Source organism: Actinoplanes sp. NPDC049802, from assembly GCF_040656595.1.
In the GTDB taxonomy this organism is placed as follows: domain Bacteria; phylum Actinomycetota; class Actinomycetes; order Mycobacteriales; family Micromonosporaceae; genus Actinoplanes.
Genome location: NZ_JBFAMR010000083.1, coordinates 1 through 22,861, shown reverse-complemented (window position 1 = coordinate 22,861; position 22,861 = coordinate 1). Strand labels below are relative to the sequence as shown.

Genomic DNA, 22,861 nt, shown 5'->3' with positions numbered 1-22,861 from the left:
CGGAGGCACTCCCGGCCGGTGGCAGTGGGGTGAGCTAGTCGTCCAGCGCGGGAACCGTCGTCGCGTTGACGATGTCCCGGAGAGCGGCGACATGCCCCTGGTACGCCTTACGTCCCTGGCGGGTCATCGACAGCCATACTCGCCGGGTGTCCGAGCCGAGACGTTCCTGTTTCACATATCCAGCGTCGACGAGGGCGGCGACCTGTTTGCTCAGAGCCGACGGGCTCAGGTCCAGATGTTCCTTGATGACCGACAGTTCCAGGGTGCTGCCGGCGACGAGCATCGCGCAGATCCGCAGCCGGTGCGTCGGGTGGATGACCGGGTCGAGTTCCGCGGTCACCGGGGTGCCCCTGTCGAGCGCCGGTGCACCACGCCGCCCGCCAGGTAGAAGGCGGCAGCCGCGACGGCGAGGACGACGATCGGCCGTGCCTGCGTGGTGAGCTCGGCGACGACGAACGCGGCGAACAGGCACATGGTCGACGCGCCGGCCAGGGCGAGGAAGACGCGGCTGGTGGGCAGGGTGTAGGGCGCACCCATCCGGTAGCCGGCCAGCACGTTCACCGCCATGAGCGCGGCGCCGGCGGCGAGGAGGAGGACCAAGCCGTCGTCGCCGAGCGCGAAGGTCAGGGTCATGGCGCCCAGTAGGAGGGCGTTGACCGGGTAGATCCAGGTGGGCCACGGCGTGTCCCGCACGGCGCGCTGGGCTGTGTCGATGTCCGCCAGCGCCTCGCGGGCCTCGGCGGGGTTCGGGACGTGCGTGTTGTTTTCCATAACGGAAACTATCTCAGATGATTTCCACTATGGCAACTATCAACCACTCGGAAACCATATGGCGCACCAGTGGTGGAGCCTGCACGGAGGCTCCGGCCCAGGCATCGACGTTCAGCGATGCGCCGCGAGGTGATGGCCCAGCGCGGTGAGAATCGGCAGGGGCGTGGTCGGACGGTCATCGCGCCCGGGGCGCCACGGGCGCCGGTGGTGTCACGGAACAGCGAAACCGGCCATGCCGGAGCCGACAAGATCGGAATACTTACCATCAGGCGGTTACACCTGCACCGTACGCCGAAACACAGGGAGAAGGCCCGTGAACATCGTTTCCGAGGAAACCTGGGAGACCCTGCGCGCCCATGCGCGCCAAGCGATGACGAAGGCGTACGCCCCGTATTCCGGGTTTCCGGTCGGTGTCGCCGCCCTGGTCGACGACGGGCGGATCGTCACCGGCGCGAACATCGAGAACGCCTCCTACGGCGTGGGCCTGTGCGCGGAGTGTTCCCTCATCTCCGAGCTCATCATGACCGGCGGTGGCTCGCTCGTCGCCTTCGCCTGCGTCGATGGTGACGGGAACACCCTCATGCCGTGCGGCCGTTGCCGGCAGCTGCTCTACGAACACTCCGCTGAGGGCATGCTGCTCGACACTCTCAGTGGCATCAAAACCATCGACGAGGTCCTACCTGACGCCTTCGGGCCGAGAACACTGCGTGCCTACCAGGAAGCGCACTGAGAACAGCCCGCTCCTGAACTCTTGATCATGCTTTGACCAGCGTGGTGACGACGCCGGGGCAGGGCTGCCGGGTTCAGCCCTGCCTGGGGCGAGCCGCCGGCCCGATCAGGCTGCGGCGGTGGTCGTCGATGTAGCGCAGTGGTCCCGTCTTGGCCTCGATGCTGCCGAGAAGGTGGCGAAGTCGATCACCCGCACACCCCGGCCGGGCCGATGACCGCGCGGCAGGCGGAATACGGGCGTACGGGCGGGGCTTGGCACGGTTATGAGCGCTGACCAGTTCGATCCTCGTGAGTTGCTGGCCGGGAGCCGGCTCGGTGTGCTGGCGACGATCAAGGCCAACGGCCTGCCGCAGCTGTCGCCGGTGACGCCCTTCTACGATCGTGACGCCGACACCGTCTACGTGTCCATGACGGAAGGGCGGGCCAAGACCGTCAATCTGCGCCGCGATCCACGGGCCGCCCTGGAGGTGACCAGCAAGGATGGCTGGTCGTGGGCGACCGCGGAAGGGCCGGTGACGCTGACCGGGCCGGGCGCCGACCCGAACGGGCCCGAGGTCGAGGCGCTCGTCGACTACTACCGTCGTGCGGCCGGCGAGCACCCGGACTGGGACGAGTACCGGCAGGTGATGGTTTCCGACCGGCGTGTGCTGATGGCTCTCCGGGTGGAGCGCGTCTACGGGCAGAAACTCGGCTGAACAGTGGCAGGATCAGGGTCGTGCGACTCGAGATCGAAGACAGTACGGCCCTGACCTTCGACGACGGCTCGCCGGTGCGGGCCGCCTCGGCGATCGCCCCGTTCGGCGACGGCTGGCTGGTGATGCAGGACGACGCCACCCACGCGGCCTGGTGGAGACCGGGTTCGATCACTCCGGTACGGGTCGTGGACCCGGTCGACGGGCTGGAGGAGTTCACCGCCGCGGCCGGCACGAAGCACTTGAAACCGGACTTCGAGGCGGCCTGTGCCCTCGCCACCGGACAGGTGCTGCTGCTCGGCTCGGGCTCCTCGCCGAACCGGATGCGCGCCTCCCTGGTCGGCTCGTCCGGCTACACGGTCGCCGACCTGCGCCCGGTCTACCTGGCCGTCGCCGCCGCGCTCGGCGTCACCGAGGAGCAGCTCAACCTGGAGGGCGCCTGCCTGGTGGGGGACCGCCTGCGCTGGTTCCAGCGGGGCAGCCTGGCCTCCGGGGCACCTACCGCCTCCGCCGACGTGGACGCCGCCGCCCTGCTCGCCGCGGTCCGCGGGGAGGCGCCGGCCGACCTGGTCAGAGTCGGTGAGGTACGCGTACACGATCTCGGCGACATCGACGGTGTGGCACTCGCGGTGACCGACGCCGTGAGATTGCCCGACGGGCGGGTGCTGGTCAGCGCCGCCGCCGAGGACACCCCGAACGCGGTCGACGACGGCCCGGTCGTCGGTTCCGGTCTGGCGCTGCTCGACGGCGGTTTCGTGGCGTTCCCCGGCGCCGAGAAGGTGGAGGGCCTCGCCTTGCGGGAGGCGACCGCCGGCGAGGCACGCCTCTACGCGGTGGTGGACGCCGACGACCACGAGGTCGCGTCCCGCCGGCTGGGGTTGCGGCTGATATTCGATTGAGTGTTCGGCCGGACGTTTGCCATGCTCGATCCGGCCCCGGCGGCTTCAGAAGAAAGCGCTTCAGCAGCGGGCGCACTGGCGATCAAACCACGCTGGTCCGCTGCCATCTCCGCGACCGATCCTTCCCATCGGAACCGCTACGGGGCCACCCTTTCTCGTTTCAAGTCAGAGGTGTGCCATGTCCAGTGAGGTGATCATTCGTAGCGGTTTCCAGGGCCTGCGCTACGTCGACGGCCGGTTCGACCAGGTCCTCGACCCGGGCCGGTACGAGCTGCCGGTTCGCCGGTTCCCGTCGCGTCGCGTACCGAAGGTGGAGATCCTCACCGTCGATCTGCGGGAGCGCGAGATCAACATCAAGGGCCAGGAGATCCTGACCGCCGACAAGGTCGCGGTCCGCGTCAACATCATCACCCACTTCCGGGTCGTCGACCCGGTCGCCGCCATGGAGCGGGTGGCCGACTACGGCGACCGCGTCTACAGCGACGTCCAGCTGGCCGCCCGGCGGTCGCTGGCGTCCATGACGCTGGAGGGCATCCTCACCAACCGCAACCAGCTCAGCGAGGACATTCTGCGCGACGTCGAGGGTGTCTCGGCCGGTTACGGCGTGGAGATCATCCGCGCGGACGTGAAGGACCTGATCTTCCCGGGCAACCTTCAGGACGTCATGAACCGGGTGCTCACCGCGCAGCGGCTCGCCGAGGCGCAGATGATCGAGGCGCGTACGAAGGCGGACCGTGAGCGGCTGGCCGCCGAGGCCGACGCCGAGGCGAAGCGGATCCGCGCCGACGCCGAGGTCGACGCGCTGCGCCGGCTCGCCGACGCCGCTCAGGCATACGACGAGCACCCGGCCCTGCTGCGGCTGCGCGAGCTGGAGACCCTCGGTGCGCTCGGCGCCAACGCGGCGGCCCGGCTGTACATCGGCTTCGACAAGCACAGCGACCGCCTGACCGAGTGACGCCGGGTCGGACCTTCTCAAGCCGGTGACGGCGCGACCGATCTGAGACGTCGCGCCGTCACTCGTCGAGCGGAGGTCATCTGTCGATCGGCGCCCTGCGGGCCGACCGCTGCTGATCATCGACGAACCCTCTCCCCGGCAGGCTGACCGTGAACAACTCGACCCTCACCGCGAGGCCACCCCTGGCGGTCGTCATCGCCCTCGACGACACTCTCTATCCGCAGTCCGCTTATCTGTACGGGGCCGCACGCGCGGTCGGCCGGGCCGGCGCCGCCGCGGGTCTGGAGCCGGTGCGCCTGAGCCGCGCGGTCCGCCGCCAGGTGGTGACCGGTTCCGACAAGGGTGGCGTGATCGGCCGGGCCCTGGCCGCCTACGGCATCGCCCCCGGCCCGGCCGCCGGCCTGGTCCCCGCCCTGGTGGCGGCGTTCACCGCCTACCGTCCGCGCCGTCTGCCGCGCTACCCCGGCGCGCTGACCGCGCTGACCGCGATCAGCGCCCGCTACCCGGTCGCCTGCCTCACCGACGGCGACCCGGCGATCCAGCGGGCGAAACTGGCCGCCACCGGGTTGGCGAACGCTTTCACCACGATCGTCATCACCGACGAGCTCGGTGGCCGTACTCTGCGCAAGCCCCATCCGGAGGGCTTGCGGCAGGTGGCCGAGACGCTCGGCGTACGTCCGTCTGATCTGGTCGTGATCGGGGATCGGCCCGGCAAGGACATGGCGGTGGCGGTGGCCTTGGGCGCCCGCTCCATCCGGGTCCGGACCGGTGAGTACGCCGATGCGCCCGACGAGCCCTCCGCCACCGCCTGCGCCGCCGATCTGACCGCCGCGGCCGCCCTCCTCGGCGTCTGAGAGCCGTCTACCCGAAGCAAACAGAGCCGCTGCCGAAGCAAAACAGAGCCGCCGCCCGAAGCAGACAGAGCCGCTACCCGACGCAAGCAGAGCCGCCGCCCGAGGCAAGTAGCGCCGCCTGCCCGCGCAGGTAGTGCCGCCTGCCTGAAGCAGATGGAAGGGCTTGTCCGAAGCGAATCGGATGTGCCCCATCGATGAATGAGAGTGGAGGCTCCGGGCACCCTGACCGTTCAGGCGAGCAGGCCACCGAGGAAGATGATGTTCACGGCTCCGCGCCGGTGTTAGTCCTATCGGCGGTGTCCGTCGTCGTCAAGGAGTGAGTCATGCTGCCCGGTGGGATGATGCCCATTACGCAACTGGCGGTGATGATTCGCCAGAGTCCGCCACAGTCGGCCATCAGCATGCTGAACGGCCTGCCTCAGGAGCGGCTCGCGGCGGTCACCGCCGCGATGACCGCGGGGGAACTGGCCCGGCTGATGCTGGCCGGCAAGCCCGGAGACCGGGCCCGGGTGCTGGAGACGTTCACCGACCAGGACGTGATCCGGGCCGCCGCCGGGATCACTCCGGATCAGGCCGCCACGGTGGTGGCCGAGCTGCCGGACACGAGGTTGCGCCGGGTCTTCGGCGAGCTGGCGGAGCCGGTCCGGTCGGCGGTGCTCAGCCGGCTTCCCGGCGAGCGGCGCGACGAGCTGCTGAGCACGCTGGGTGGCAACCGGGCGCACGACGCCCGGTTCGAGCTGTACGTGCGGGCGGTGACCGGTGCGCTGCAGCGCACCAACGCCGACGTGGCGGTGCCGGACGGCGCTCCGGTCGGCATCCTGTGCGTGCGCGCCTACCAGCGGCTGATCGCGGTCGCCGCGCACCTGGGCGCGGACGGGCGGGCCGGGGTGGCCGCGGTCGAGGACGCCGCCTACCGGCTGCGGGCCGGTGGCGCGCTGCTGGTCACCGACGAGCCGGTCGACGCGGAGGTGCGCCGCTACTGCGCCGAGGCGCGGGATCGCGGGCGGCCGCTGCACACGGTGGCGTGGGCGGACCAGCGCGACGACGGGCAACTGAAGCGAACCCTGGCGGCTCTGTTCTCCTGACCTCCGGCGGCCCTCCACTGAGGCCTTTCGGCAGGGTCGCCCGCCCACCAAAATGAGTAGCCTCATTTTTGAGCGAACTCATTAGCGGAGGACGGCGATGGACACGGAGGCGACCGGCCGAAGGGCCCGGAACATGCTGGAGAAGCGGGAGCGGATCGTGCGGGCGGCGGCGGAGCTGTTCGCCGAGCGGGGCTTCGAGGGCGTCACCACTCAGGAGATCTCCGAACGGGCCGACGTGGCGGCGGGCACCCTGTTCCGCTACGCGGCCTCCAAGGGCGAGCTGTTCCTCATGGTCCACAACGAGGAACTGCGGGCCGCGATCCAGGCCGGCGCCGCCGCGGCGGCCGCCGAGCAGGATCCGGAGAAGGCGGTGATCGCTCTGGTGGAGCCGGTGATGCAACGCGCCCGTGACTCCCGCAGTGCCGCCGTCTACCAGCGCGAACTGCTTTTCGGGCCGCCCACCGAGCGCTACCGGGCCGAAGGGCTCGCGCTGGTCGGTGAGCTGGAGCGGCGGATCGCGGAACGGCTCGGCGGTGGCGCCGACGCCGCCCGGGCCGCGCGTACGGTCTTCGCGGTCCTCAATCTGCTGCTGGTCCAGCCGTGGACCGGTGTGCATCCCGGCGCCGATCCGGTCGAGGAACTCCGCTTGCAGGTCGCTCAGGTGGTCCGGGGATTCCGGGCCCGGTGAGAGAGAGAAGAACGATGTACCACAGCAGCGGAAACTACGAAGCCTTCGCCCGCCCGCGCAAACCGGCCGGAGTCGACGACAAGACGGCCTGGTTCGTGGGCGCGGGACTGGCCTCACTGGCCGGCGCCGCGTTCCTGATCCGCGACGGCCACATGCCCGGCCACCGGATCACCGTCCTCGAACGGCTCCGCCTGCCCGGGGGCGCGCTGGACGGCATCAAGGAACCGAAGAAGGGTTTCGTGATCCGCGGCGGCCGGGAGATGGAGGACCACTTCGAGTGCCTCTGGGACCTGTACCGGTCGATTCCGTCGCTGGAGATCGAGGGCGCCTCGGTGCTCGACGAGTTCTACTGGCTGAACAAGGACGACCCCAACTTCTCCCTCCAGCGGGCCACCGTCGACCGTGGCCAGGACGCGCGGACCGACGGCCTGTTCGGGCTCAGCGACAAGGCACAGAAGGAGATCACCAAGGTCTTCCTCGCCACCCGCGAGGAGATGGAGGGCAAGCGGATCGACGAGGTCTTCGGCGCGGACTTCCTGGCCAGCAACTTCTGGCTGTACTGGCGCACCATGTTCGCCTTCGAGGAATGGCACAGCGCCCTGGAGATGAAGCTCTACCTGCACCGCTTCATCCACCACATCGGCGGCCTGCCGGACTTCACCGCGCTCAAGTTCACCAAGTACAACCAGTACGAGTCGCTGACCCTGCCGCTCTACAAGTGGCTGCTCGACCAGGGCGTGGTGTTCCACTTCGAGACCGAGGTGACCGATGTCGACTTCGCCCTCGAGCCCGGCCGCAAGCAGGCCACCCGCATCCACTGGCTCCGGGACGGTGAGGAGGGCGGCGCCGACCTCAGCGAGAACGACCTGCTGTTCATGACGATCGGCTCGCTCACCGAGAACTCCGACAACGGCGACCACCACACCCCGGCCAAGCTGAACGAGGGCCCGGCCCCGGCGTGGGATCTGTGGCGCCGGATCGCCGCCAAGGACCCGTCGTTCGGCCGGCCGGACGTGTTCGGCGCGCACATCCCGGAGACGAAGTGGGAGTCGGCGACCGTCACCACGCTCGACCAGCGGATCCCGGCGTACATCCAGAAGATCGCCAAGCGGGACCCGTTCAGCGGCAAGGTCGTCACCGGCGGCATCGTCAGCGTCCGCGACTCCAGCTGGCTGCTGAGCTGGACGGTCAACCGGCAGCCGCACTTCAAGGCCCAGAAGCCGACCGAGATCGTGGTCTGGATCTACTCGCTCTTCGTCGACGTGCCGGGCGACTACGTGAAGAAGCCGATGCAGGAGTGCACCGGCGAGGAGATCACCCGTGAGTGGCTCTACCACATGGGGGTGCCGCTCGACGAGATCGACGAGATGGCCGCGACCGGCGCGAAGACGGTCCCGTGCATGATGCCGTACGTCACCTCGTTCTTCATGCCCCGCAAGGCCGGTGACCGGCCGGACGTCGTCCCGGAGGGGTCGGTGAACTTCGCGTTCATCGGGCAGTTCGCCGAGACCGGCCGGGACACGATCTTCACCACCGAGTACTCGGTGCGCACCCCGATGGAGGCGGTCTACCAGCTTCTCGGCGTCGAGCGGGGCGTCCCGGAGGTGTTCAACTCGACCTATGACGTCCGCACCCTGCTGGCGGCCACCAACCGGCTGCGCGACGGCGGCGAGTTCAAGCTGCCGGCCGGTGCGCTCGGGCGGGCCCTCTACCGGCGCAACGTGGAGAAGACCGAGATCGGTGAGCTGCTGAAGGAGTTCGGCCTGGTCCGGGGAGAGCCCACCGCATGAGCCGTCACTGTGGGTGATTGGATGGGTTTCGAAATGCGACGGGTCTAACGGTCCTGCCAGGGACATGAGCTGGTTTGGCATGCTCTACTGATGTCGGATCTGCTGGAGAACCTCACGCAAAGTGTCGATCATCGCCAGCCCGGCTCGTTCCCGGCAGGCGGCACCCCGGACCCGATCCTCGCCGAGCTGACGCGGAGACCGATGGTCGCCGTGCGATGCCCGCCCGGGGCGTACCCGTCCGGTGTCCTGCGGTCCATGCTCGACTCGCTGCTGCGGCACGGCAAGCGCGTACTGGTCGTGGCGCAGCGCCCGGAAGCGCTGTGGGGCATCCGGGACCTGCTGCCGGACAGCGTGCGGCCGCTCTGCCGCGAGGCGTCCCCGCGACCGGTCCGCGGCCGGTCGCGGGCGGCGATCCGCCAGGTGCGGTACGTGCTGTCCGGAAGTGACGCCTATCAGGTCGGCGGGGCCCGGATGCGGCCCGCCGAACTCGGTGCCTGGCTGCGCGAGCGGGCCGCCGAACAGGCGCACGTCCCGGACCCGGTCAGCGGCCCGGCTCCGCTGACCATCGAGGAGTTCGGAGCGCTGCTGCGGCTCGCGGCCCGGCTGTCACCGGCCGACCGCGAGGCCGCGATGCGGCCCCTGCCGGAACTGTCGGACCTGCCGGACGCCGCCACCGCGGCGGCCGAGCGAGCCGCCCTGATGGCGGCCACCGAGCGCATGTCACTGCTGGCGGCCCAAGGCGTCGACTTCGCCTCGGTACGCGTCGAGGACCGTACCGGCCTGAGTTCCGTGCGCGCCGACCTGCAGAACGTCATCGCGCTGATCGAGGCCGGCGACGGCACCTGGACGCAGCGGCTGAGCCGGCAACTGGAGAACCCGCACCGCCGAGCCCGCTGGTCGGAGCACCTGACCGCGGTGCGGGCGGTCCTCGCCGAGGCGGCCGCCCTGGAACCGGAGTTCCGCGGTCACCACGTCGTCGTGCCGGAATCGGCCGGCATCGACCCGGACGCCATGCTGGCCCGGCTCGCCGAGATCCGGGAACGATTCACCACGGACCGGGGACTGAACCGGATGCTGCAGCCGGTGCTGCACCGGATCGCCGACGAGTCCCTGATCGACGGCGAGCCCCTGCGCACACCCGAGGACATCGACCTGGCCGTGGTCGGCGTACGCCGGGAGTCGATCCGCCGCCGGCTGCGTGACCTGTGGACGGCCTGGATCGACCGGCTGTGGATCCCCACCCCGGAGCAGGGCTGGTCGGACGCCGAGGTGTGGAGCGCCGACCTGCTGGCCGAGGCCGAGCGGACCCACGACTTCCTGGGCTACCGGTGGCCGCTGCTGGCCGAACGGCTCGCCGCGCTGCTGCCCGGCCTGCCGGTCGAGCCGGAGGCGCCGGTGCTGAGGCGGGCGGGCGAGCTGCTGGAGGCCGCCGCCGAGGTGTTCGAGGGCAACCGGGTCATGGCGCGCCAGCGTGCCGTCGCCGACCGGATCGCGCCCTGGCCGGGGCTCACCGTGGCCTGGCAGGCGCTCTCCGGGTGGGACGACGCGATCGCCGAGATGCGGCGGCTGGTGCTGCTGCAGCCCGAGGTGATGCGGTACAACGCGCTGTGGGACCGGCTGGCCGCGGTCGCACCGGAGTGGAGCGCGCGGATCGCGGCCGGCGGCCACCCGGTGCTCTCCGGTCAGGAGTGCCTGGACGCCTGGCAGTGGCGGCGAGCCCGGACCTGGCTGGCCGAGCGGGGACTCGACGACGTGTGGCGGGACGAGGCGGACGGCGGGCCACAGGCCTGGATCATGCCGGTGGACCGGGCGATCACCGAGTTCAGCGGCGCCGGCCGGTTCGACGTGGTGATTGTCGCCGAGGCGACCGGCGCCCCGATGACCGCGCTGCCGGTGCTCTCGCTGGCCGACCGCGTCGTGGCCCTCGGCGACCACACGCCTGCCTCCGGGGTCTCCCTCTACGACGTCGTCGAGCAGTCCGGGCCCGGCCCGATCGTGCTGGAGTGAGACCCGGCGATCGCGAGACGTGGTGCAAGCCGGTCAGGCGGCGACCGGGAAACGGAGCGGCAACCGGTCGGGTCCGTGGGTGCCGATCGGGGGCCGCCACTTCACCTCGCCGGCGATGACCGGTGGCCCGAAACGGCGGACCAGCACCGGTAGTGCCTCGCGCAACTGGGCGTGCGCCAGCGCGGAACCCACGCAGTAGTGCGGGCCGGCGCCGAACTGGAGCAGCGGCGCGTCGCGGACGGCGGTGATGTCGAAGGACCGTCCGCCGGGAAAGGCGCGGGGATCGCGCTGCGCCGTCGGCACCGCGATGGTCACGAAGGCTCCCGCGGTGACGGGCAGTCCGTGGAAGGTGATGTCCTCGGTCGCCCGGCGGAACACACTGGACGCCGACGGCCGCCAGCGCATCACCTCGATGACGGCACGGTCTGCCAGCTCGGGCCGGTCGCGCAGCAGCGTCCACTGGCCCGGGTGCTCGGTGAAGCAGACCATCGCGTTGGAGAACTGGTGGCTCGTGTTGTCGTGGGCGCCGAAGACCAGGGTGACCAGCAGGTTGCGCAGTTCCTCCCGGGTGACCGTCGCCTCGACCTGCCAGGCGGCGACCATGTGGGAGATCAGGTCGCCGGCGGGGTGCTTCGACCTCTCGTCGATCAGGCCGTCGATGTAGCCGCTCAGCCCCACCACCGCCCGCTCCACGCGCGATGCCGTGTCGCCGCCGGTGGACAGGGCGAAGATCAGGCCGATGTCGCTGGACCAGGTGCTGAAGACGTCGTGGTCCGCGGCGGGCACGCCGAGCAGTTCACTGATGACCGCCAGCGGCAGCCGGTCGGCGAAGGCGCCGGCGAACTCGGTCTCGCCGGCATCGGCGATCTCGTCGGCCAGCGTCTCCGCCGTGGCCCGGATGAACGGCCGCAACCCGTCGATGGTGCGCGGGGTGAAGGTCCGGCCGACGAGCCCGCGCAGCCTGCGGTGGTCGGCGCCGTCGTGGTTGACCACCATCGGCACCCACCAGTCGTAGATCGGTCCGGAGGTGATGCCGTCACGTCGAAGGAAGCCGTCGCCACCGTGGTCGAGGCGGCGGTCCCGGAGCACTTCCTGGGCCTCCGCGTGGCGCAGCACGATCGGCCCGAGTGGGCTGTCGGCGTACCAGCCGGCGTCCTGGGCGGCCAGCACCTCCGGTGCGGTGAAGTCGAACGCCGGGTCGACGACATCGAGAAACGGCATGCGGAACCCCCAGCCGGTCAATGGACGTCACCGAGTGTGCCCCACCGCTCACCAAGAGCGGAAGCCGGTCGTCGGCACGGGAGCTCACCCCCGTACCGCCGAAGGGGTGAGGTCGAGCAGACCGGCGGCCAGGTCGCGCGCCGGCTGGAGGGTGGCGGCCTCGAGATCGCGGAAGAGCTTCTGGGCGCGGACGGCGGGCCAGCCGGCGGGCAGGTGCTCGACCGGCAGCCGGGGATCGCGGCGGATCGCGCCGAGCCATTCGGCGATCAGGCCGAGCCGGGCCGCGAGCGGGTCGGTGTACGGCGCCGGCCCCTCCCACCGGTCGAGGAACTCCTGGTATCGGGCCGCCACCCCGGCCAGGTCGTACGCGTCGCGGACCATCTGCTCGATGTCGGTGAGGTCGGCCGCCCGGGCGTGGAAGACCCGGGCGTGCGCGGCCAGCCCGAGTCCGTTGACGATCTCCTGGGCCGCGACCACGCCGGGAGCGATCCACAGGCCGCCCTGCAACGGCCCGAACCCGGACCACGCCAGCTGGGACCGCAGGTCGTGGCGCTGCCGCTGCCAGGATTCCGGCAGCGAGAAGCAGAGCAGCGTCCACGTGCCGTCCCAGCGGTCGTTGACGGCGCCGGTCTCCCAGATGCGGGCGCGGCCGTCGTGCAGGATCTCGGCGGCGCGCGGGGTGAGCCCGAAGTACATCTTGCGGCCGTCGCGCTGCCGCCGCAGAAGTCCGCGATTGACCATGCGGGTGAGCGTGGACCGGGTGGCGTGCGAGGAGATGCCGAGCCGGTCCAGCACGTCGATGACGCTGCCGGAGAAGACACAGACGTCCCGGTCCAGCACGAAATCGCCGAGCAGCATGAGCATCAGCGTCTGTGGATTCGACGGCATGGGCTAGATGTTAGGCACAATGTTGACGGCCGTGTCCAGGACGCCTAACTTCGATGTCCTGTAACGCACCGGTAACCCGTGGAGGTCATCGTGCGCCGAACCGGACCACTCGTCCTGACACTCACCCTCGCGATAGCCGCCTGTGGAGGCGAGACCTCCTCGGCGGACGAAGTGATCAAAGTCGGCCAGATCGTCTCGCTGACCGGCAACTACTCCCCGCTCGGCAGCGAGAACCAGAAATCCGTCGCCCTCGCCGTCGACAAGATCAACGCGGCCGGTGGGATCGGCGGCCGGAAGATCGAACTCACCGTCCGTGACGACAAGAGCCTGCCCGACCAGGCCGTCCTCGCCTTCAACGAGCTCAAGGACGACTCCGACGCGATCATCGGCTCGCCGTTCAGCAACTCGGCGCTCGCCACCATCCCGCTCGTCGACCGCGAGGAGATCCCCTACGTCTCGCTCACCCCGGCGGACGAACAGGTCAACCCCGTCCATCCGTACGTCTTCGTCGTCCCCGCACTGTCCGGCACCTACGCCCAGGCCGCGCTGGAGTACTTCCAGGCACGGAAGCTGACGAAGATCGCCGTCGCCTACGACACCAAGAGCAGCTACGCCGTCGCCGGATTCAAAGGCCTGCAGACCAAAGCCCCTGAGTACGGGGTGACGCTCGGCCCGATCGAGCAGTTCCAGACGACCGCCACCGAATTCGGCGCGATCTTCACCCACGTGCGATCGTCCGACGCCCAGGCCCTGATGCTGTGGGCCACCGGCGCCCCGGCCGTCGCGATCACCAAGCAGTACGCGGCGTCCGGCCTGGACATCCCCCTGGTCCTGACCGGATCGCAGGCCAGCAAGCTGTTCCTCGAACCGGCCGGGCCGGCCGCCGAGGGCGCCACCATCGCCAGCAGCGTCGGCGTCGTCGGCGACCACCTCCCGGCCGGCGAACTGAAAACCGCCGTCGACGAGCTGACCACCGCGTTCACCGCCGAGTACGGTTACCCGCCGCCCCAGTTCGCCCAGGACGGCTACAGCGGCGTCAAACTCCTCGCCGCCGCCGTCGAGAAGGCCGGCGGCACCGACCCGAAGAAGGTCCGCGACGCCCTCGAGGGCCTCACCCTCACCACCCCGAACGGCACCTACGCGTACTCGGCCACCGACCACTCCGGCCTCACCACCGAGTTCATCTCGATCAACACGATCGAGGGCGGCAAGTTCGTGCCCACCGAGTTCTCCGCGGGACGGTTCAAGTGAGACTGACCGTGGACGGGGTCTCCCGCGCGTTCGGCGGCGTCTACGCCGTCCGCGACGTGAGCCTCACGGTCGAACCGGGCGAGCTGCGCGCCGTCATCGGCCCGAACGGCGCCGGGAAGTCGACGCTGTTCGCCCTGATCGGCGGGCAGCTCGCCCCCGACTCCGGCAGCGTGGCGCTCGACGGCGACCCCGTCGAGCGCCTCCCCGCCCACCGGCGCGCCGCCCGCGGTGTCGGCATCGTCTTCCAGGCCGCCCGGATCTTCCACGGCATGACCGCGTGCGAGAACGTCATGGTCGGCGCGCACGCCACCACCCGCTCCGGCTTCCTCGCCGCCGCCTTGCGCCTGCCCGGCCACCACCGGGAGGAACGCCACATCCGCGAGCGCGCCCTCGCCTGCCTCGACCGAACCGGCATCGCCGCCTGGGCGGACCGCCCCGCCGAGGAGCTGCCGCTCGGCCAGCAGCGCGCCCTGCAACTGGCCCGCGCCCTCTGCGGACGGCCCCGCCTGCTGCTGCTCGACGAACCGGCCTCGGGACTGCGCGCCGCCGAACGCGAACACCTGGCCACCCTGATCGCCGACCTGCGGGCCGAAGGCCTGACCATCCTGCTCGTCGAACACGACGTCGCCTTCGTGATGCGCCTCGCCGACCGGGTCACCGTCCTCGACCTGGGCAGCGTCATCGCCGAAGGCGCCCCCGCCGAGGTCCGCGCCGACCCCCGGGTGATCGCCGCCTACCTGGGCCCGACCGCGGAAGGCGCCCACCCATGACCCCGATCGTCGAGACCCGCGACCTCACCGTCCGCTACTCCGGCGCCACCGCCCTCGACGGCGTCGACCTGACCGTCGCCGAACACGAGATGGTCGCCCTCATCGGCGCCAACGGCGCCGGCAAGTCCACCCTGGTCAAAGCACTCTCCGGGCTGCTGCGCCCGGACTCCGGCACGATCACCGTCAACGGCCGCCTCGCCCAGGTCCCGGAAGGCCGCGAGATGTTCGGCGACCTCACCGTCGACGACAACCTGCGTCTCGGCGGCTGGCGCAACGGCCGCCGCGGCCGCGACACCACCCCGGTGTACGAGCTGCTCCCCGGCCTCGCCGGCCTCCGCGACCGCAAAGCCGGCGCCCTCTCCGGCGGCCAGCAGCAGATGGTCGCCATCGGCCGCGCCCTGATGGCCCGCCCCGACATCCTGGTCATCGACGAGCTCAGCCTCGGCCTCGCCCCGCTGGTCGTCACCACCCTCGTCGACCATCTGCGCGCCCTCAACACCGACCGCGGCCTGGCCGTCCTGCTCATCGAACAGAACGCCCGCCTCGCCCTCGACCTGTGCGCCCGCGCCTACGTCCTGGAAGCGGGCCGGATCGCCCTGCACGGCCCGGCCGCCGACCTGGCCCGCGACCCCCGCGTCGCCGCCGCCTACCTCGGCGGCCACATCGAGGTGCCCCGATGAGAACCGTCCCGACGTCGTCGAGGCGCCCCTGGTGGCCGGCCGGAAAGGGGACCCGATGAGCGACCTGGTCGGCTACCTCGTCACCGGGCTCGGCATCGGCGCCGGGTTCGCGCTGGTCGCCAGCGGGCTCGTGGCGATCTACCGGGTCACCCGGGTGGTCAACTTCGCGCAGGGCGCGTTCGCCGTGCTCGCCGCCATGCTGGCCGCCTCCCTGCTCGGCGCCGGCGTCCCGCACGGCCTCGCCGAGACCGGGGGAGTGGCGCTCGGCGCGATCACCGGCCTGCTCGTCGGGATCGTCGCCATCGGGCGCCCCGGCACCAGCCCCGGAACGTCGCTCATCGTCACCCTCGGGCTCGGCGTTCTCGCGTACGCGGTCGAGATCCTGATCTGGGGAGACCAACCACGCTCCTACCCGGGCGTGCCCGGTGTGGCCGAGCTGGCAGGCGCCCGGCTGCAAGCCCACTACCTGCTGATCATCGCGGTGACCGCGCCCGTCTTCGCCCTGATGGCGTGGTTCTTCGCCCGCACCGACCTGGGCCGGGCGCTGTCCGCCTGCGCCTCGAACCGCTACGCCGCCCAGGTCGTCGGCATCGACGTGCGCCGGATGGGCCTGCTCGCCTTCACCATCGGCGGCGCCCTCGGCGGCCTCGCCGGCGTCCTCACCACCCCGGTGCAGCAGGTCACCTTCGACAGCGACGTCGCCCTGATCGTCAACGGTTTCGCGGCCGCCGTCCTCGGCGGGCTCACCCGGCCGGTCGTCGCCCTCGCCGGCGGCCTGCTGCTCGGCGTGGCACAGACTCTGGCCGCCGGTTACGGCGGCGGCGCCTACCAGGTGGAGGTGGCTCTCGTGCTGATGCTCACCGTCATGATCGTCCAGGCGGCCCGCACCGGCCCGGTCGCGGAGACCGCCCGATGAGGCGCCTGCTCCCCGCCGGGCTGCTGCTCGCGGTCCTCGCCCTGCTGCCGCCGCTGCTGCCGGAGCGGCATCTCGCGACGTTCGTGCTGCTCGCCCTCGCCGCGACGGTCACCGTCGGCGTCTCTCTCCTGATGGGGTACGCCGGACAGGTCTCGCTCGGACAGGCCTCCTTCTACGCGATCGGGGCCTACACGGCCGGCCTGCTCGCCGTCCACGGCGTCCCACCGCTGCTCGGACTGCTGGCCGCCCCGGTGATCGCGGCCGTCGCGGCCACCCTCCTCGGGGCGCCCCTGCTGCGGCTGCGCGGCCACCATCTGGCGTTCGCCACCCTGGCGGTGCAGCTGATCCTGCTGTCCCTGCTGGCCCAGGCCGACTGGGCGGGCGGCGCGATCGGCCTCCAGGGCATCCCCCGGTTCTCCGTCGGCGGCTTCGAGGTGCGAGAGGATCTCGGGTACGCGTACGCCGCCGGGCTGGTCCTGATGATCGCCGTGCTGATCGCGCGCAACGTGATCGAGTCCCGCGCGGGCCGCGGCATGCGTGCCGCCGCCACCAGCGAGACCGCCGCCGCGGCCAGTGGCGTCGCCATCGGTGGCTACCGGCTGGCCGTCTTCGCCCTGTCCGCCGCGTTCGCCGGCCTGGCCGGTGGCGTCTACGCCTTCTACCTCGGTTATCTGGCGCCCGGCTCGTTCCCGGTGCTGCTGTCCATCGAGTTCGTGGTGATGGCCGTGGTCGGCGGCCTCGGCACCATCGCCGGGCCGCTGGTCGGCGCGACCGTGATCGTCCTGCTGGTGCAGCTGCTGAACACTCTGGGCACCCAGCCGGGCATGCCGGACTACGCCCCGGCGGTCCTCTCCTACGCCGTCTACGCCGTGGTCCTGATCGTCTGCGTCCTCTACCTGCCGCGCGGCCTGGTCCCGGCCGCCCGCGCCGCCGTCACCCGCCTGACCGCCCCGGATCATGTTTAGTCCGAGCTGTAGTCGCTGAATGCCGGATCCGAGGAGCCGCCGGTGGTCGATCCGAACCACGAGCCAGGTTCGTGAGTGACTCAGAGCGTCACGGCAATCCGATCCGCAGACCTACCGCTCCGTGAACGTCGCGGTCGACATGCTGACCGAGGCAGGACCGGGCCTGGGAAGGCCCTTTGCCGACACGCTCTCGGGTTCGGTGATCAGCAACCTCAAGGAACTGCGCACACGGTCGGGCCGGGACGTCGAGAGCGCCTATGCCGTCGCCCTTCGTCACATCGTCCGATGTCTGATCGATTCATGTAACAACGGCGATGTAGGTTACGGTCGCCGAGTCGATCAGAGGGGAAGCAATCGTGACGACGTCCGTCGAACGGGCAATTCCGGTGGAAGCTCCCGCCACGTCATTCAGCGCCCGCGAGCGGTGGGTGCTGCTGGTCGCGAGCGCCTGGCTGGTCATCGGGCTGCAACTCGACGCCTACGCCCACGCCACCACCCCCGAGCTGGAAACCTTCTGGACACCGTGGCACGGCGTGCTCTACTCCGGCATCGCCGCCTCCGGCTTCACCCTGCTGTGGATCATGCGCTCCCGGCTGCCCGGCATCCCCACGTACCGCAGCGTTCTCGCCCTGCCCAACGCCCTGCGCATCCCGCTCGCCGGCATGGCGTTCCTCCTGGTCGGCGGGGGTGTCGACACGCTCTGGCACAACATCTGGGGCATCGAGCGGGACATGGAGATCTTCGTCAGCCCCAGCCACGAGTTCATCATCCTCGGCATGGTGCTGGTCGCCATGGGCCCGGCGCTGATGCTCGCCGCCAACCCCGGCGACCGGCTCGACCTGTCCGGCGCCCTGCTCGTCGGCGTGTCCACGCTGTTCGCGGCCCTGCCCATGCACATCTACTCGCTGCACGCCACCGCCCTCGGCTTCCGCCACCTCGGCAGCGACCTCGACCCGGTGCCGGTCTACTCGCCGGACTCGCAGCTGGTGCACGGCTACCTGTTCAGCACCGTGCTGCTGCTCGTGCCGTTCCTCGCGATCGGCCGCCGCTGGCCGCTGCCGATCGGCCTGCCGTCGATCCTGGTCGGCCTGATCGCCGTGTTCATGCACCTGATGTTCGACTCGGAGCGCCCCTGGTGGCCGGCGCTGACCGTGGCCGCCGCCGCGTTCGCCGCCGAGATCGTGCTCCGCGCCCTCAACCCGCTGGTCAAACTCGGTGTCAACGGCCGCTGGGTCCTCTTCGGCCTGGTCACCCCGCCGTTCGTGTGGGGTGCGGTGCTCCTGGTCGGCAAGCTGGAGACCGGCACCACCGGCTTCAACATCCACATGGTCACCGGTCTGCTCACCCTGACCGCCATCACCGGCGTCGGCACGGTGCTGGTCGCCCGCAGCGTCCACCGACTCGCCGAGTGACCGACCGGCTCTCACCCCGCGGCGTCACGCTCCGGTCCGGCGGCCGGGCGGTGATGCTGGGCCGCCTTCCTCTGGTGCGGGCGGGCGCCGCGTTCCGCTTTGCCGGCCGGGCGGGGGCAACGTTCGGCCGCCTCGTTCTGGTGCTGCTCGCCGTCGCCGGCACGGTGGCCGCGACCGCGAGCCCGGCCGCCGCGCACGCCGGCGGCCTCACCGCCACCGACTCCCGCAGCCAGGTCGTCGCGGTGACCCCGGCCCTTCCCGGGCTGGAGGTCACCGCCATCGAGGACGGTGCCCGCCTGCGACTGCGCAACGGCACCACCGGCCCGGTGACGATCCCGGCCGGGGGAGGGGCCGCCACTCCGGCGACCGTCGCCCCCGGTGCCGAGCACACCTGGATCGACGACCGCGCCACCCCCGACGGCCGGACCGTCGCCGCCGGCGAGACCGTCCCCTGGACGATCGTCCTCGACGCGAACGGCACCCCGGTGACCGTCGACGGCGTACTCACCGGGGAGACCCGCCCGGCCGCCGCCCTGTGGTGGGCCGCCGCCGGGCTGACCGGCATCGCCCTCGTCCTGCTCGCCCGCCGCCTGCGCCGGGCCGACCTGCTGCTGGCCGGCGCCGGAACCGTCGCAACCCTCGCCTCGATCGTCCACGTCACCGGGTCGACACTGGCCGTGGAGTCCGCACCGATCGCCGGGACCTTCCTCAGCGCCGCCGGCATCAACCTGCTGGCCTGGCCGCTGATCATCGGCGGCACGGTGACCGCGCTGCGCGGCCGGGCCGCGGGCATCCTCGCGGTCTGCGGCGGCGCCGCCCTGACCGCCGTGTTCGTGCTCCCCGACGTCACGTCCTTCCACCGGCCGGTCCTGCCCTTCGCAGGCCCGGCCGACCTGGAGCGGATCCTGGTGGTCCTGGCCCTCGGCCTCGGCGCGGGCGTCGCGGTGGCCGGCGCGGGGGTGCTGCGCGACCTGGCCCACAAGGCCGAGGGAAAGGTGTGAAGCTCGTGAGCCCGCCGCTCGCGCACGGCGTCGGCGACTCCGCGGACCTCCCACTGCCGCTCGACCTGGTGTTGCAGGCCGGCGCCGCGACCCTGGTGCTGTCCTTCCTGATCGCCGGCCTCTGGTGGCGCGAGCCACGGCTCAACCCCGCCACGCCGCGTTCCCTCGGGATCGGCGGCTACCTGCGCTACCCGGTCCTCCTGCTCGCCCTCTACATCACCGGTTACGCCATCGCCGGTCCGCGCGGCCCGGCGAACCCGGCCCCACACGCCCTGTTCGTCCTGCTATGGGTGGGTCTAGTCCCGGTCAGCATGGTGTTCGGCCCGGTCTGGCGGGTGGTCAACCCGTTGCGCACCCTCTTCACCCTGCTCGGCCTGCCGCGCCGCGGGCTGCGCCCACTTCCGCCCGGCGCCCGGCCGTCCTCCTGGCCGGCGGCCGCGTTCCTGCTGGCGTTCGTCTGGTTCGAGCTGGTGGTGCCCCATCACGGCGATCCGGTCGCGGTCGGTCTCTTCCTTCTGCTGTACGCCGTGAGTCAGCTCGCTCTCGCCACCCTCCGCGGCGAGGAGTGGTTCGCCCGCGGCGACTGCTTCGAGGTCTACTCCGATCTGGCCGGCCGCCTGAGCCCGCTGCGCTGGCGCCCGCCCCTCTCCGGCCTGGCCACCCCCGTGGACGTCGCCCCGACGACGTGGCCGGGAGGCGCTCCCGTGGACGTCGCCCCGACGGCGCGGCCGGGAGGCGCTCCCGTGGACGTCGCCCCCACGGCGCCGGCCGGCACAACTGTCGGCGATGGTCAGCCGGGCACCGGTGCCGCGGTCCTCGCGCCGCCCCGGACGTCGCCGCTCGCCACCGCCGGCCCGGCCGCCTTCATCGCGGTCTGGTGGGCTTCGACCGTCTTCGACAGCGCCTGGACCTCGTACGCCCCGGATCTGGACTTTCCGCTGTTCTGGGGCACGGCGGCGCTCGTGCTCGGCTGCGCGCTGGTCTTCCTGGCGGTCCGCTGGACGGCCGGCCACCTCGACGTGACCCTGTCGCTGATCCCGATCGCCGTCGGCTACACCCTCGCCCACTATCTGTCTCTGCTGGTCACCGAGGGGCCGCGCGGCGTGCTGCTGCTGTTCGGCGTGGACTCGTCCGGGACGGTCGCCCCGAATCCTCAGGTGCTCTCCGGCGTACAGATAGCTCTGATCCTGATCGGTCACGCCGTGGGTGTGATCGTCGCCCACGACCGCGCACTGGCCGAACATCCGGGCCGCCCGGTCCTGGCCGTCCTCGCCGACGAGATGCCGATGGTCATCTTCATGATCGGCTGCACCTGGGCGGGCCTGTTCCTGCTCTTCGCCGGCTGACAGCGATCCGGCGACTGACTTCGCAGCGGCACGTCGCCGAGTAACGCGCTTCCGCGACGCGCCCGCCGGGCTGAGATCCGGCGTCATCGAGATCCGGCGTCGTCGAGAACCGGGCGGATTCATTCGCCCGGGACGATGCGGCACCGGCGGCGAGGATCGACCCTCGGGGTGTGAGACAGACCCCTGGGCGTTCTGCGGCATCCGGGCGGAAACGCCGGACCCGTGACCCCTCCCGGTCAGTGGCCGGACGTGTCCTGCAAGGAGTGTCGCGCAGCCGGGCCCGTCGCAGGTTAACGACTCGTGTTCCTGATGTTAATCCCACGTCCATCGCAGGCAAGCCCGCTCCGCCGGGAGGAGCCATGGTAGAGGCCACAGAGTCACCGTCGAAGCCGGAAGCGGGCGCCAGACGACGAGGTGTTCCGGTCGCCGGCCAGCATCGTCTTCGACCAGGCGGAGAACCGGCTGCACACCATCAAGGCGGTGCTCGTCGCCACCCTCGCCTGACGGGTGTCCGCGGCTGACCGGCGGCCCGCCGGTCAGCCGCGGGCGCGCTCGAACGTGACCAGAAGACCCTCGACACCGCCGGGCCCGATACGGCCCTTAACGTCCGCCGACGTGATCGCTTTCAGCCGCCAGCCCTGGTCGGCGTGATCGTTGAGGATCCGCTCCAGCCTGTCCCCGGACATCTTGCCGCCGATCATCTTCTCGCGGAGTTCCACAACCTTGTACTCATAGCGTTCGGCCATGACTCCATCATGCTCCCGGCGTGCCAGCGGTGGGGGAGACGAGCGAGCGCCGCGGAGCCGTCCCCGATGGACGGAACCGGTCTCCCGCCCGCCGGCGGCCGGTGCCGCCGGCCGCGATCCGGTCCGCGTGCGCCCAGGCGATGGGCATCGGAAGATCCGCACCACCGGGCATGATCGGCATCGGTCGTCGGGCCGGGATCGCTGTCCCACGAACGGGCGGATCCTGGTGACGCTTCGTACATCTGATCTAATCATGGGGTAGGGTGCGGCAATGAGCATCGACAGCGGTGCAGATCAGCCCCCGATCAATCCCGGTCAGCCGCCACTGAGCGCCCGGCAGCTCCGCATCCTCGCGGTGATCCGCGATTCGGTCCGCGAGCGTGGCTATCCACCCACCGTCCGCGAGATCGGCGCGGCCGTCGGCCTGGTCTCACCGTCCTCGGTGTCCTACCAGTTGAGGGTCCTGGAGAAGTACGGCCTGATCCGCCGCCAGCCCAACAACTCCCGGGCCGTCGAGCTGCGCCCGGGCTCCGAGACCGCGGCGGACCCGCGGCCCGCGCCGCCGCCGGCCGACCGGGTGGTCACGATCCCCGTCCTGGGCGCCATCGCCGCCGGCGCCCCGATCACGGCCGAGGAGCACGTCGAGGACCACCTGACCATCTCCGCCGGCATGATCGGAAGTGGCGCCCACTTCGCCCTGAACGTCAAGGGCGACTCCATGATCGAAGCCGCCATCTGCGACGGCGACGTGGTCGTGGTCCGGCAGCAGCCGGTCGCCGAGAACGGCGAGATCGTCGCCGCGATGCTCGACGGCGAGGCCACCGTCAAGGTCTTCCACCACACCGGCGAGCACGCCCAGTTGCTGCCCCGGAACCCGGTCTACGACCCCATCCCCGCCGACGACGCGGTGATCCTCGGCAAGGTCGTCTGCGTCTTCCGCCGCCTCTGACGCTTCGGCCCGTAGCTCTTTGATGGTCCCGGTCCGGCCGATGACCCTTGGGGCTGCAGGGAACAGCACGCGGCATCGGCCGGGATTCTCGCCGATCCGCGCAGGCCTCCGGCGGCGTGCTGAGAACCGGTGTGTGGATTTCGGGCGCGTACCGCAACGACGGCAACGCCTTCGACCTGCACGGGCTGTTCGCCGCCCACCCGACCCTGCGGGAGCAGTGCCGCAACCCGCTGCGTGGCTTCCTGG

At 71.1% G+C, this 22,861-nt stretch carries 23 protein-coding genes and 1 pseudogene; 19 read left to right on the top strand and 5 right to left on the bottom strand.

Annotated elements, in window-relative coordinates:
• Window positions 1-34: 34 nt before the first annotated feature.
• Both AB0I88_RS35145 and AB0I88_RS35140 read right to left on the bottom strand, forming a co-directional pair.
• A complete protein-coding gene (locus AB0I88_RS35145) occupies window positions 35-340 on the bottom strand; it encodes a transcriptional regulator (RefSeq protein ID WP_361034914.1) in 306 nt (101 codons plus the stop codon).
• Window positions 337-771 carry a hypothetical protein gene (locus tag AB0I88_RS35140; RefSeq protein WP_361034911.1) on the bottom strand — a complete coding sequence of 145 codons (435 nt, stop codon included), beginning with the start codon at window positions 769-771 and terminating at the stop codon, window positions 337-339. Before AB0I88_RS35140 ends, AB0I88_RS35145 begins: the two co-directional genes overlap by 4 nt.
• 313 nt (window positions 772-1,084) lie before the next feature.
• Between AB0I88_RS35140 and AB0I88_RS35135 the strand changes: the two genes are divergently transcribed.
• The 9 genes from AB0I88_RS35135 to AB0I88_RS35095 all read left to right on the top strand — a co-directional run bounded on the left by AB0I88_RS35135 (window position 1,085) and on the right by AB0I88_RS35095 (window position 10,470).
• On the top strand, window positions 1,085-1,501 hold the full coding sequence (locus tag AB0I88_RS35135; RefSeq protein ID WP_361034908.1) for a cytidine deaminase: 417 nt from the start codon (window positions 1,085-1,087) through the stop codon (window positions 1,499-1,501).
• Window positions 1,502-1,763: 262 nt separating this feature from the next.
• On the top strand, window positions 1,764-2,195 hold the full coding sequence (locus AB0I88_RS35130; RefSeq protein WP_361034905.1) for a PPOX class F420-dependent oxidoreductase: 432 nt from the start codon (window positions 1,764-1,766) through the stop codon (window positions 2,193-2,195).
• Between the two features lie 20 nt (window positions 2,196-2,215).
• Window positions 2,216-3,091: a hypothetical protein gene (locus tag AB0I88_RS35125; RefSeq protein ID WP_361034902.1), complete on the top strand. Its 876-nt coding sequence runs from the start codon at window positions 2,216-2,218 to the stop codon at window positions 3,089-3,091.
• A gap of 178 nt (window positions 3,092-3,269) precedes the next feature.
• Entirely contained in the window at window positions 3,270-4,046 is a 777-nt protein-coding gene (locus tag AB0I88_RS35120) for a slipin family protein (protein WP_361034899.1), read from the top strand.
• 149 nt (window positions 4,047-4,195) lie between these two features.
• Window positions 4,196-4,900 (top strand): HAD family hydrolase, encoded by a 705-nt coding sequence (locus tag AB0I88_RS35115; RefSeq protein ID WP_361034896.1) that lies wholly within the window; start codon window positions 4,196-4,198, stop codon window positions 4,898-4,900.
• A 323-nt stretch (window positions 4,901-5,223) separates the two neighbouring features.
• Window positions 5,224-5,985 (top strand): hypothetical protein, encoded by a 762-nt coding sequence (locus tag AB0I88_RS35110; protein ID WP_361034893.1) that lies wholly within the window; start codon window positions 5,224-5,226, stop codon window positions 5,983-5,985.
• A gap of 97 nt (window positions 5,986-6,082) precedes the next feature.
• Window positions 6,083-6,673: a helix-turn-helix domain-containing protein gene (locus tag AB0I88_RS35105; protein ID WP_361034890.1), complete on the top strand. Its 591-nt coding sequence runs from the start codon at window positions 6,083-6,085 to the stop codon at window positions 6,671-6,673.
• Window positions 6,674-6,687: 14 nt separating this feature from the next.
• Window positions 6,688-8,463, top strand: coding sequence for an oleate hydratase (locus AB0I88_RS35100; RefSeq protein ID WP_361034887.1), 1,776 nt, complete (start codon window positions 6,688-6,690; stop codon window positions 8,461-8,463).
• 90 nt (window positions 8,464-8,553) lie between these two features.
• Window positions 8,554-10,470 carry a hypothetical protein gene (locus AB0I88_RS35095; RefSeq protein WP_361034884.1) on the top strand — a complete coding sequence of 639 codons (1,917 nt, stop codon included), beginning with the start codon at window positions 8,554-8,556 and terminating at the stop codon, window positions 10,468-10,470.
• 33 nt (window positions 10,471-10,503) lie between these two features.
• Here AB0I88_RS35095 and AB0I88_RS35090 read toward each other — a convergent pair whose 3' ends face one another.
• Both AB0I88_RS35090 and AB0I88_RS35085 read right to left on the bottom strand, forming a co-directional pair.
• On the bottom strand, window positions 10,504-11,691 hold the full coding sequence (locus AB0I88_RS35090) for a cytochrome P450 (RefSeq protein ID WP_361034881.1): 1,188 nt from the start codon (window positions 11,689-11,691) through the stop codon (window positions 10,504-10,506).
• Between the two features lie 84 nt (window positions 11,692-11,775).
• Window positions 11,776-12,579, bottom strand: coding sequence for a PaaX family transcriptional regulator C-terminal domain-containing protein (locus AB0I88_RS35085; protein ID WP_361034878.1), 804 nt, complete (start codon window positions 12,577-12,579; stop codon window positions 11,776-11,778).
• 90 nt (window positions 12,580-12,669) lie between these two features.
• On the opposite strand from AB0I88_RS35085, the gene AB0I88_RS35080 reads away from it, so the two are divergent.
• The 9 genes and pseudogenes from AB0I88_RS35080 to AB0I88_RS35040 all read left to right on the top strand — a co-directional run.
• Window positions 12,670-13,830 (top strand): ABC transporter substrate-binding protein, encoded by a 1,161-nt coding sequence (locus tag AB0I88_RS35080; protein ID WP_361034875.1) that lies wholly within the window; start codon window positions 12,670-12,672, stop codon window positions 13,828-13,830.
• Entirely contained in the window at window positions 13,827-14,600 is a 774-nt protein-coding gene (locus AB0I88_RS35075; protein ID WP_361034872.1) for an ABC transporter ATP-binding protein, read from the top strand. Before AB0I88_RS35080 ends, AB0I88_RS35075 begins: the two co-directional genes overlap by 4 nt.
• Window positions 14,597-15,280, top strand: coding sequence for an ABC transporter ATP-binding protein (locus AB0I88_RS35070; protein WP_361034869.1), 684 nt, complete (start codon window positions 14,597-14,599; stop codon window positions 15,278-15,280). Before AB0I88_RS35075 ends, AB0I88_RS35070 begins: the two co-directional genes overlap by 4 nt.
• Window positions 15,281-15,335: 55 nt before the next feature.
• On the top strand, window positions 15,336-16,196 hold the full coding sequence (locus AB0I88_RS35065) for a branched-chain amino acid ABC transporter permease (RefSeq protein ID WP_361034866.1): 861 nt from the start codon (window positions 15,336-15,338) through the stop codon (window positions 16,194-16,196).
• On the top strand, window positions 16,193-17,161 hold the full coding sequence (locus tag AB0I88_RS35060; RefSeq protein ID WP_361034863.1) for a branched-chain amino acid ABC transporter permease: 969 nt from the start codon (window positions 16,193-16,195) through the stop codon (window positions 17,159-17,161). The genes AB0I88_RS35065 and AB0I88_RS35060 overlap by 4 nt, the downstream gene beginning before the upstream one ends.
• A gap of 356 nt (window positions 17,162-17,517) precedes the next feature.
• Window positions 17,518-18,573, top strand: coding sequence for a hypothetical protein (locus AB0I88_RS35055; RefSeq protein WP_361034860.1), 1,056 nt, complete (start codon window positions 17,518-17,520; stop codon window positions 18,571-18,573).
• A complete protein-coding gene (locus AB0I88_RS35050; protein ID WP_361034857.1) occupies window positions 18,570-19,574 on the top strand; it encodes a hypothetical protein in 1,005 nt (334 codons plus the stop codon). The genes AB0I88_RS35055 and AB0I88_RS35050 overlap by 4 nt, the downstream gene beginning before the upstream one ends.
• A gap of 5 nt (window positions 19,575-19,579) precedes the next feature.
• The gene (locus AB0I88_RS35045; protein WP_361034854.1) at window positions 19,580-20,920 is read left to right on the top strand and encodes a hypothetical protein; all 1,341 of its coding nucleotides are present in this window, start codon (window positions 19,580-19,582) and stop codon (window positions 20,918-20,920) included.
• A gap of 408 nt (window positions 20,921-21,328) precedes the next feature.
• A pseudogene (locus AB0I88_RS35040) lies at window positions 21,329-21,424 on the top strand (ornithine carbamoyltransferase); the annotation flags it as partial.
• Between the two features lie 32 nt (window positions 21,425-21,456).
• On the opposite strand, the gene AB0I88_RS35035 reads toward AB0I88_RS35040, so the two are convergent.
• Entirely contained in the window at window positions 21,457-21,666 is a 210-nt protein-coding gene (locus AB0I88_RS35035; protein ID WP_361034851.1) for a DUF4177 domain-containing protein, read from the bottom strand.
• Between the two features lie 271 nt (window positions 21,667-21,937).
• Here AB0I88_RS35035 and lexA point away from each other — a divergent pair, with 271 nt between their 5' ends.
• Complete coding sequence (gene lexA / locus AB0I88_RS35030) at window positions 21,938-22,615, top strand: transcriptional repressor LexA (RefSeq protein ID WP_361034848.1); 678 nt, start codon at window positions 21,938-21,940, stop codon at window positions 22,613-22,615.
• Window positions 22,616-22,861: the final 246 nt, after the last annotated feature.

Excerpts from the sequence above, each read along its gene's own strand:
- AB0I88_RS35140 (WP_361034911.1), bottom strand. The coding sequence starts at position 771 with ATGGAAAACAACACGCACGTCCCGAACCCCGCCGAGGCCCGCGAGGCG.
- AB0I88_RS35130 (WP_361034905.1), top strand. The coding sequence starts at position 1,764 with ATGAGCGCTGACCAGTTCGATCCTCGTGAGTTGCTGGCCGGGAGCCGG.
- AB0I88_RS35120 (WP_361034899.1), top strand. The coding sequence starts at position 3,270 with ATGTCCAGTGAGGTGATCATTCGTAGCGGTTTCCAGGGCCTGCGCTAC.
- AB0I88_RS35110 (WP_361034893.1), top strand. The coding sequence starts at position 5,224 with ATGCTGCCCGGTGGGATGATGCCCATTACGCAACTGGCGGTGATGATT.
- AB0I88_RS35105 (WP_361034890.1), top strand. The coding sequence starts at position 6,083 with ATGGACACGGAGGCGACCGGCCGAAGGGCCCGGAACATGCTGGAGAAG.
- AB0I88_RS35100 (WP_361034887.1), top strand. The coding sequence starts at position 6,688 with ATGTACCACAGCAGCGGAAACTACGAAGCCTTCGCCCGCCCGCGCAAA.
- AB0I88_RS35095 (WP_361034884.1), top strand. The coding sequence starts at position 8,554 with ATGTCGGATCTGCTGGAGAACCTCACGCAAAGTGTCGATCATCGCCAG.
- AB0I88_RS35090 (WP_361034881.1), bottom strand. The coding sequence starts at position 11,691 with ATGCCGTTTCTCGATGTCGTCGACCCGGCGTTCGACTTCACCGCACCG.
- AB0I88_RS35085 (WP_361034878.1), bottom strand. The coding sequence starts at position 12,579 with ATGCCGTCGAATCCACAGACGCTGATGCTCATGCTGCTCGGCGATTTC.
- AB0I88_RS35070 (WP_361034869.1), top strand. The coding sequence starts at position 14,597 with ATGACCCCGATCGTCGAGACCCGCGACCTCACCGTCCGCTACTCCGGC.
- AB0I88_RS35065 (WP_361034866.1), top strand. The coding sequence starts at position 15,336 with ATGAGCGACCTGGTCGGCTACCTCGTCACCGGGCTCGGCATCGGCGCC.
- AB0I88_RS35060 (WP_361034863.1), top strand. The coding sequence starts at position 16,193 with ATGAGGCGCCTGCTCCCCGCCGGGCTGCTGCTCGCGGTCCTCGCCCTG.
- AB0I88_RS35035 (WP_361034851.1), bottom strand. The coding sequence starts at position 21,666 with ATGGCCGAACGCTATGAGTACAAGGTTGTGGAACTCCGCGAGAAGATG.
- lexA (WP_361034848.1), top strand. The coding sequence starts at position 21,938 with ATGAGCATCGACAGCGGTGCAGATCAGCCCCCGATCAATCCCGGTCAG.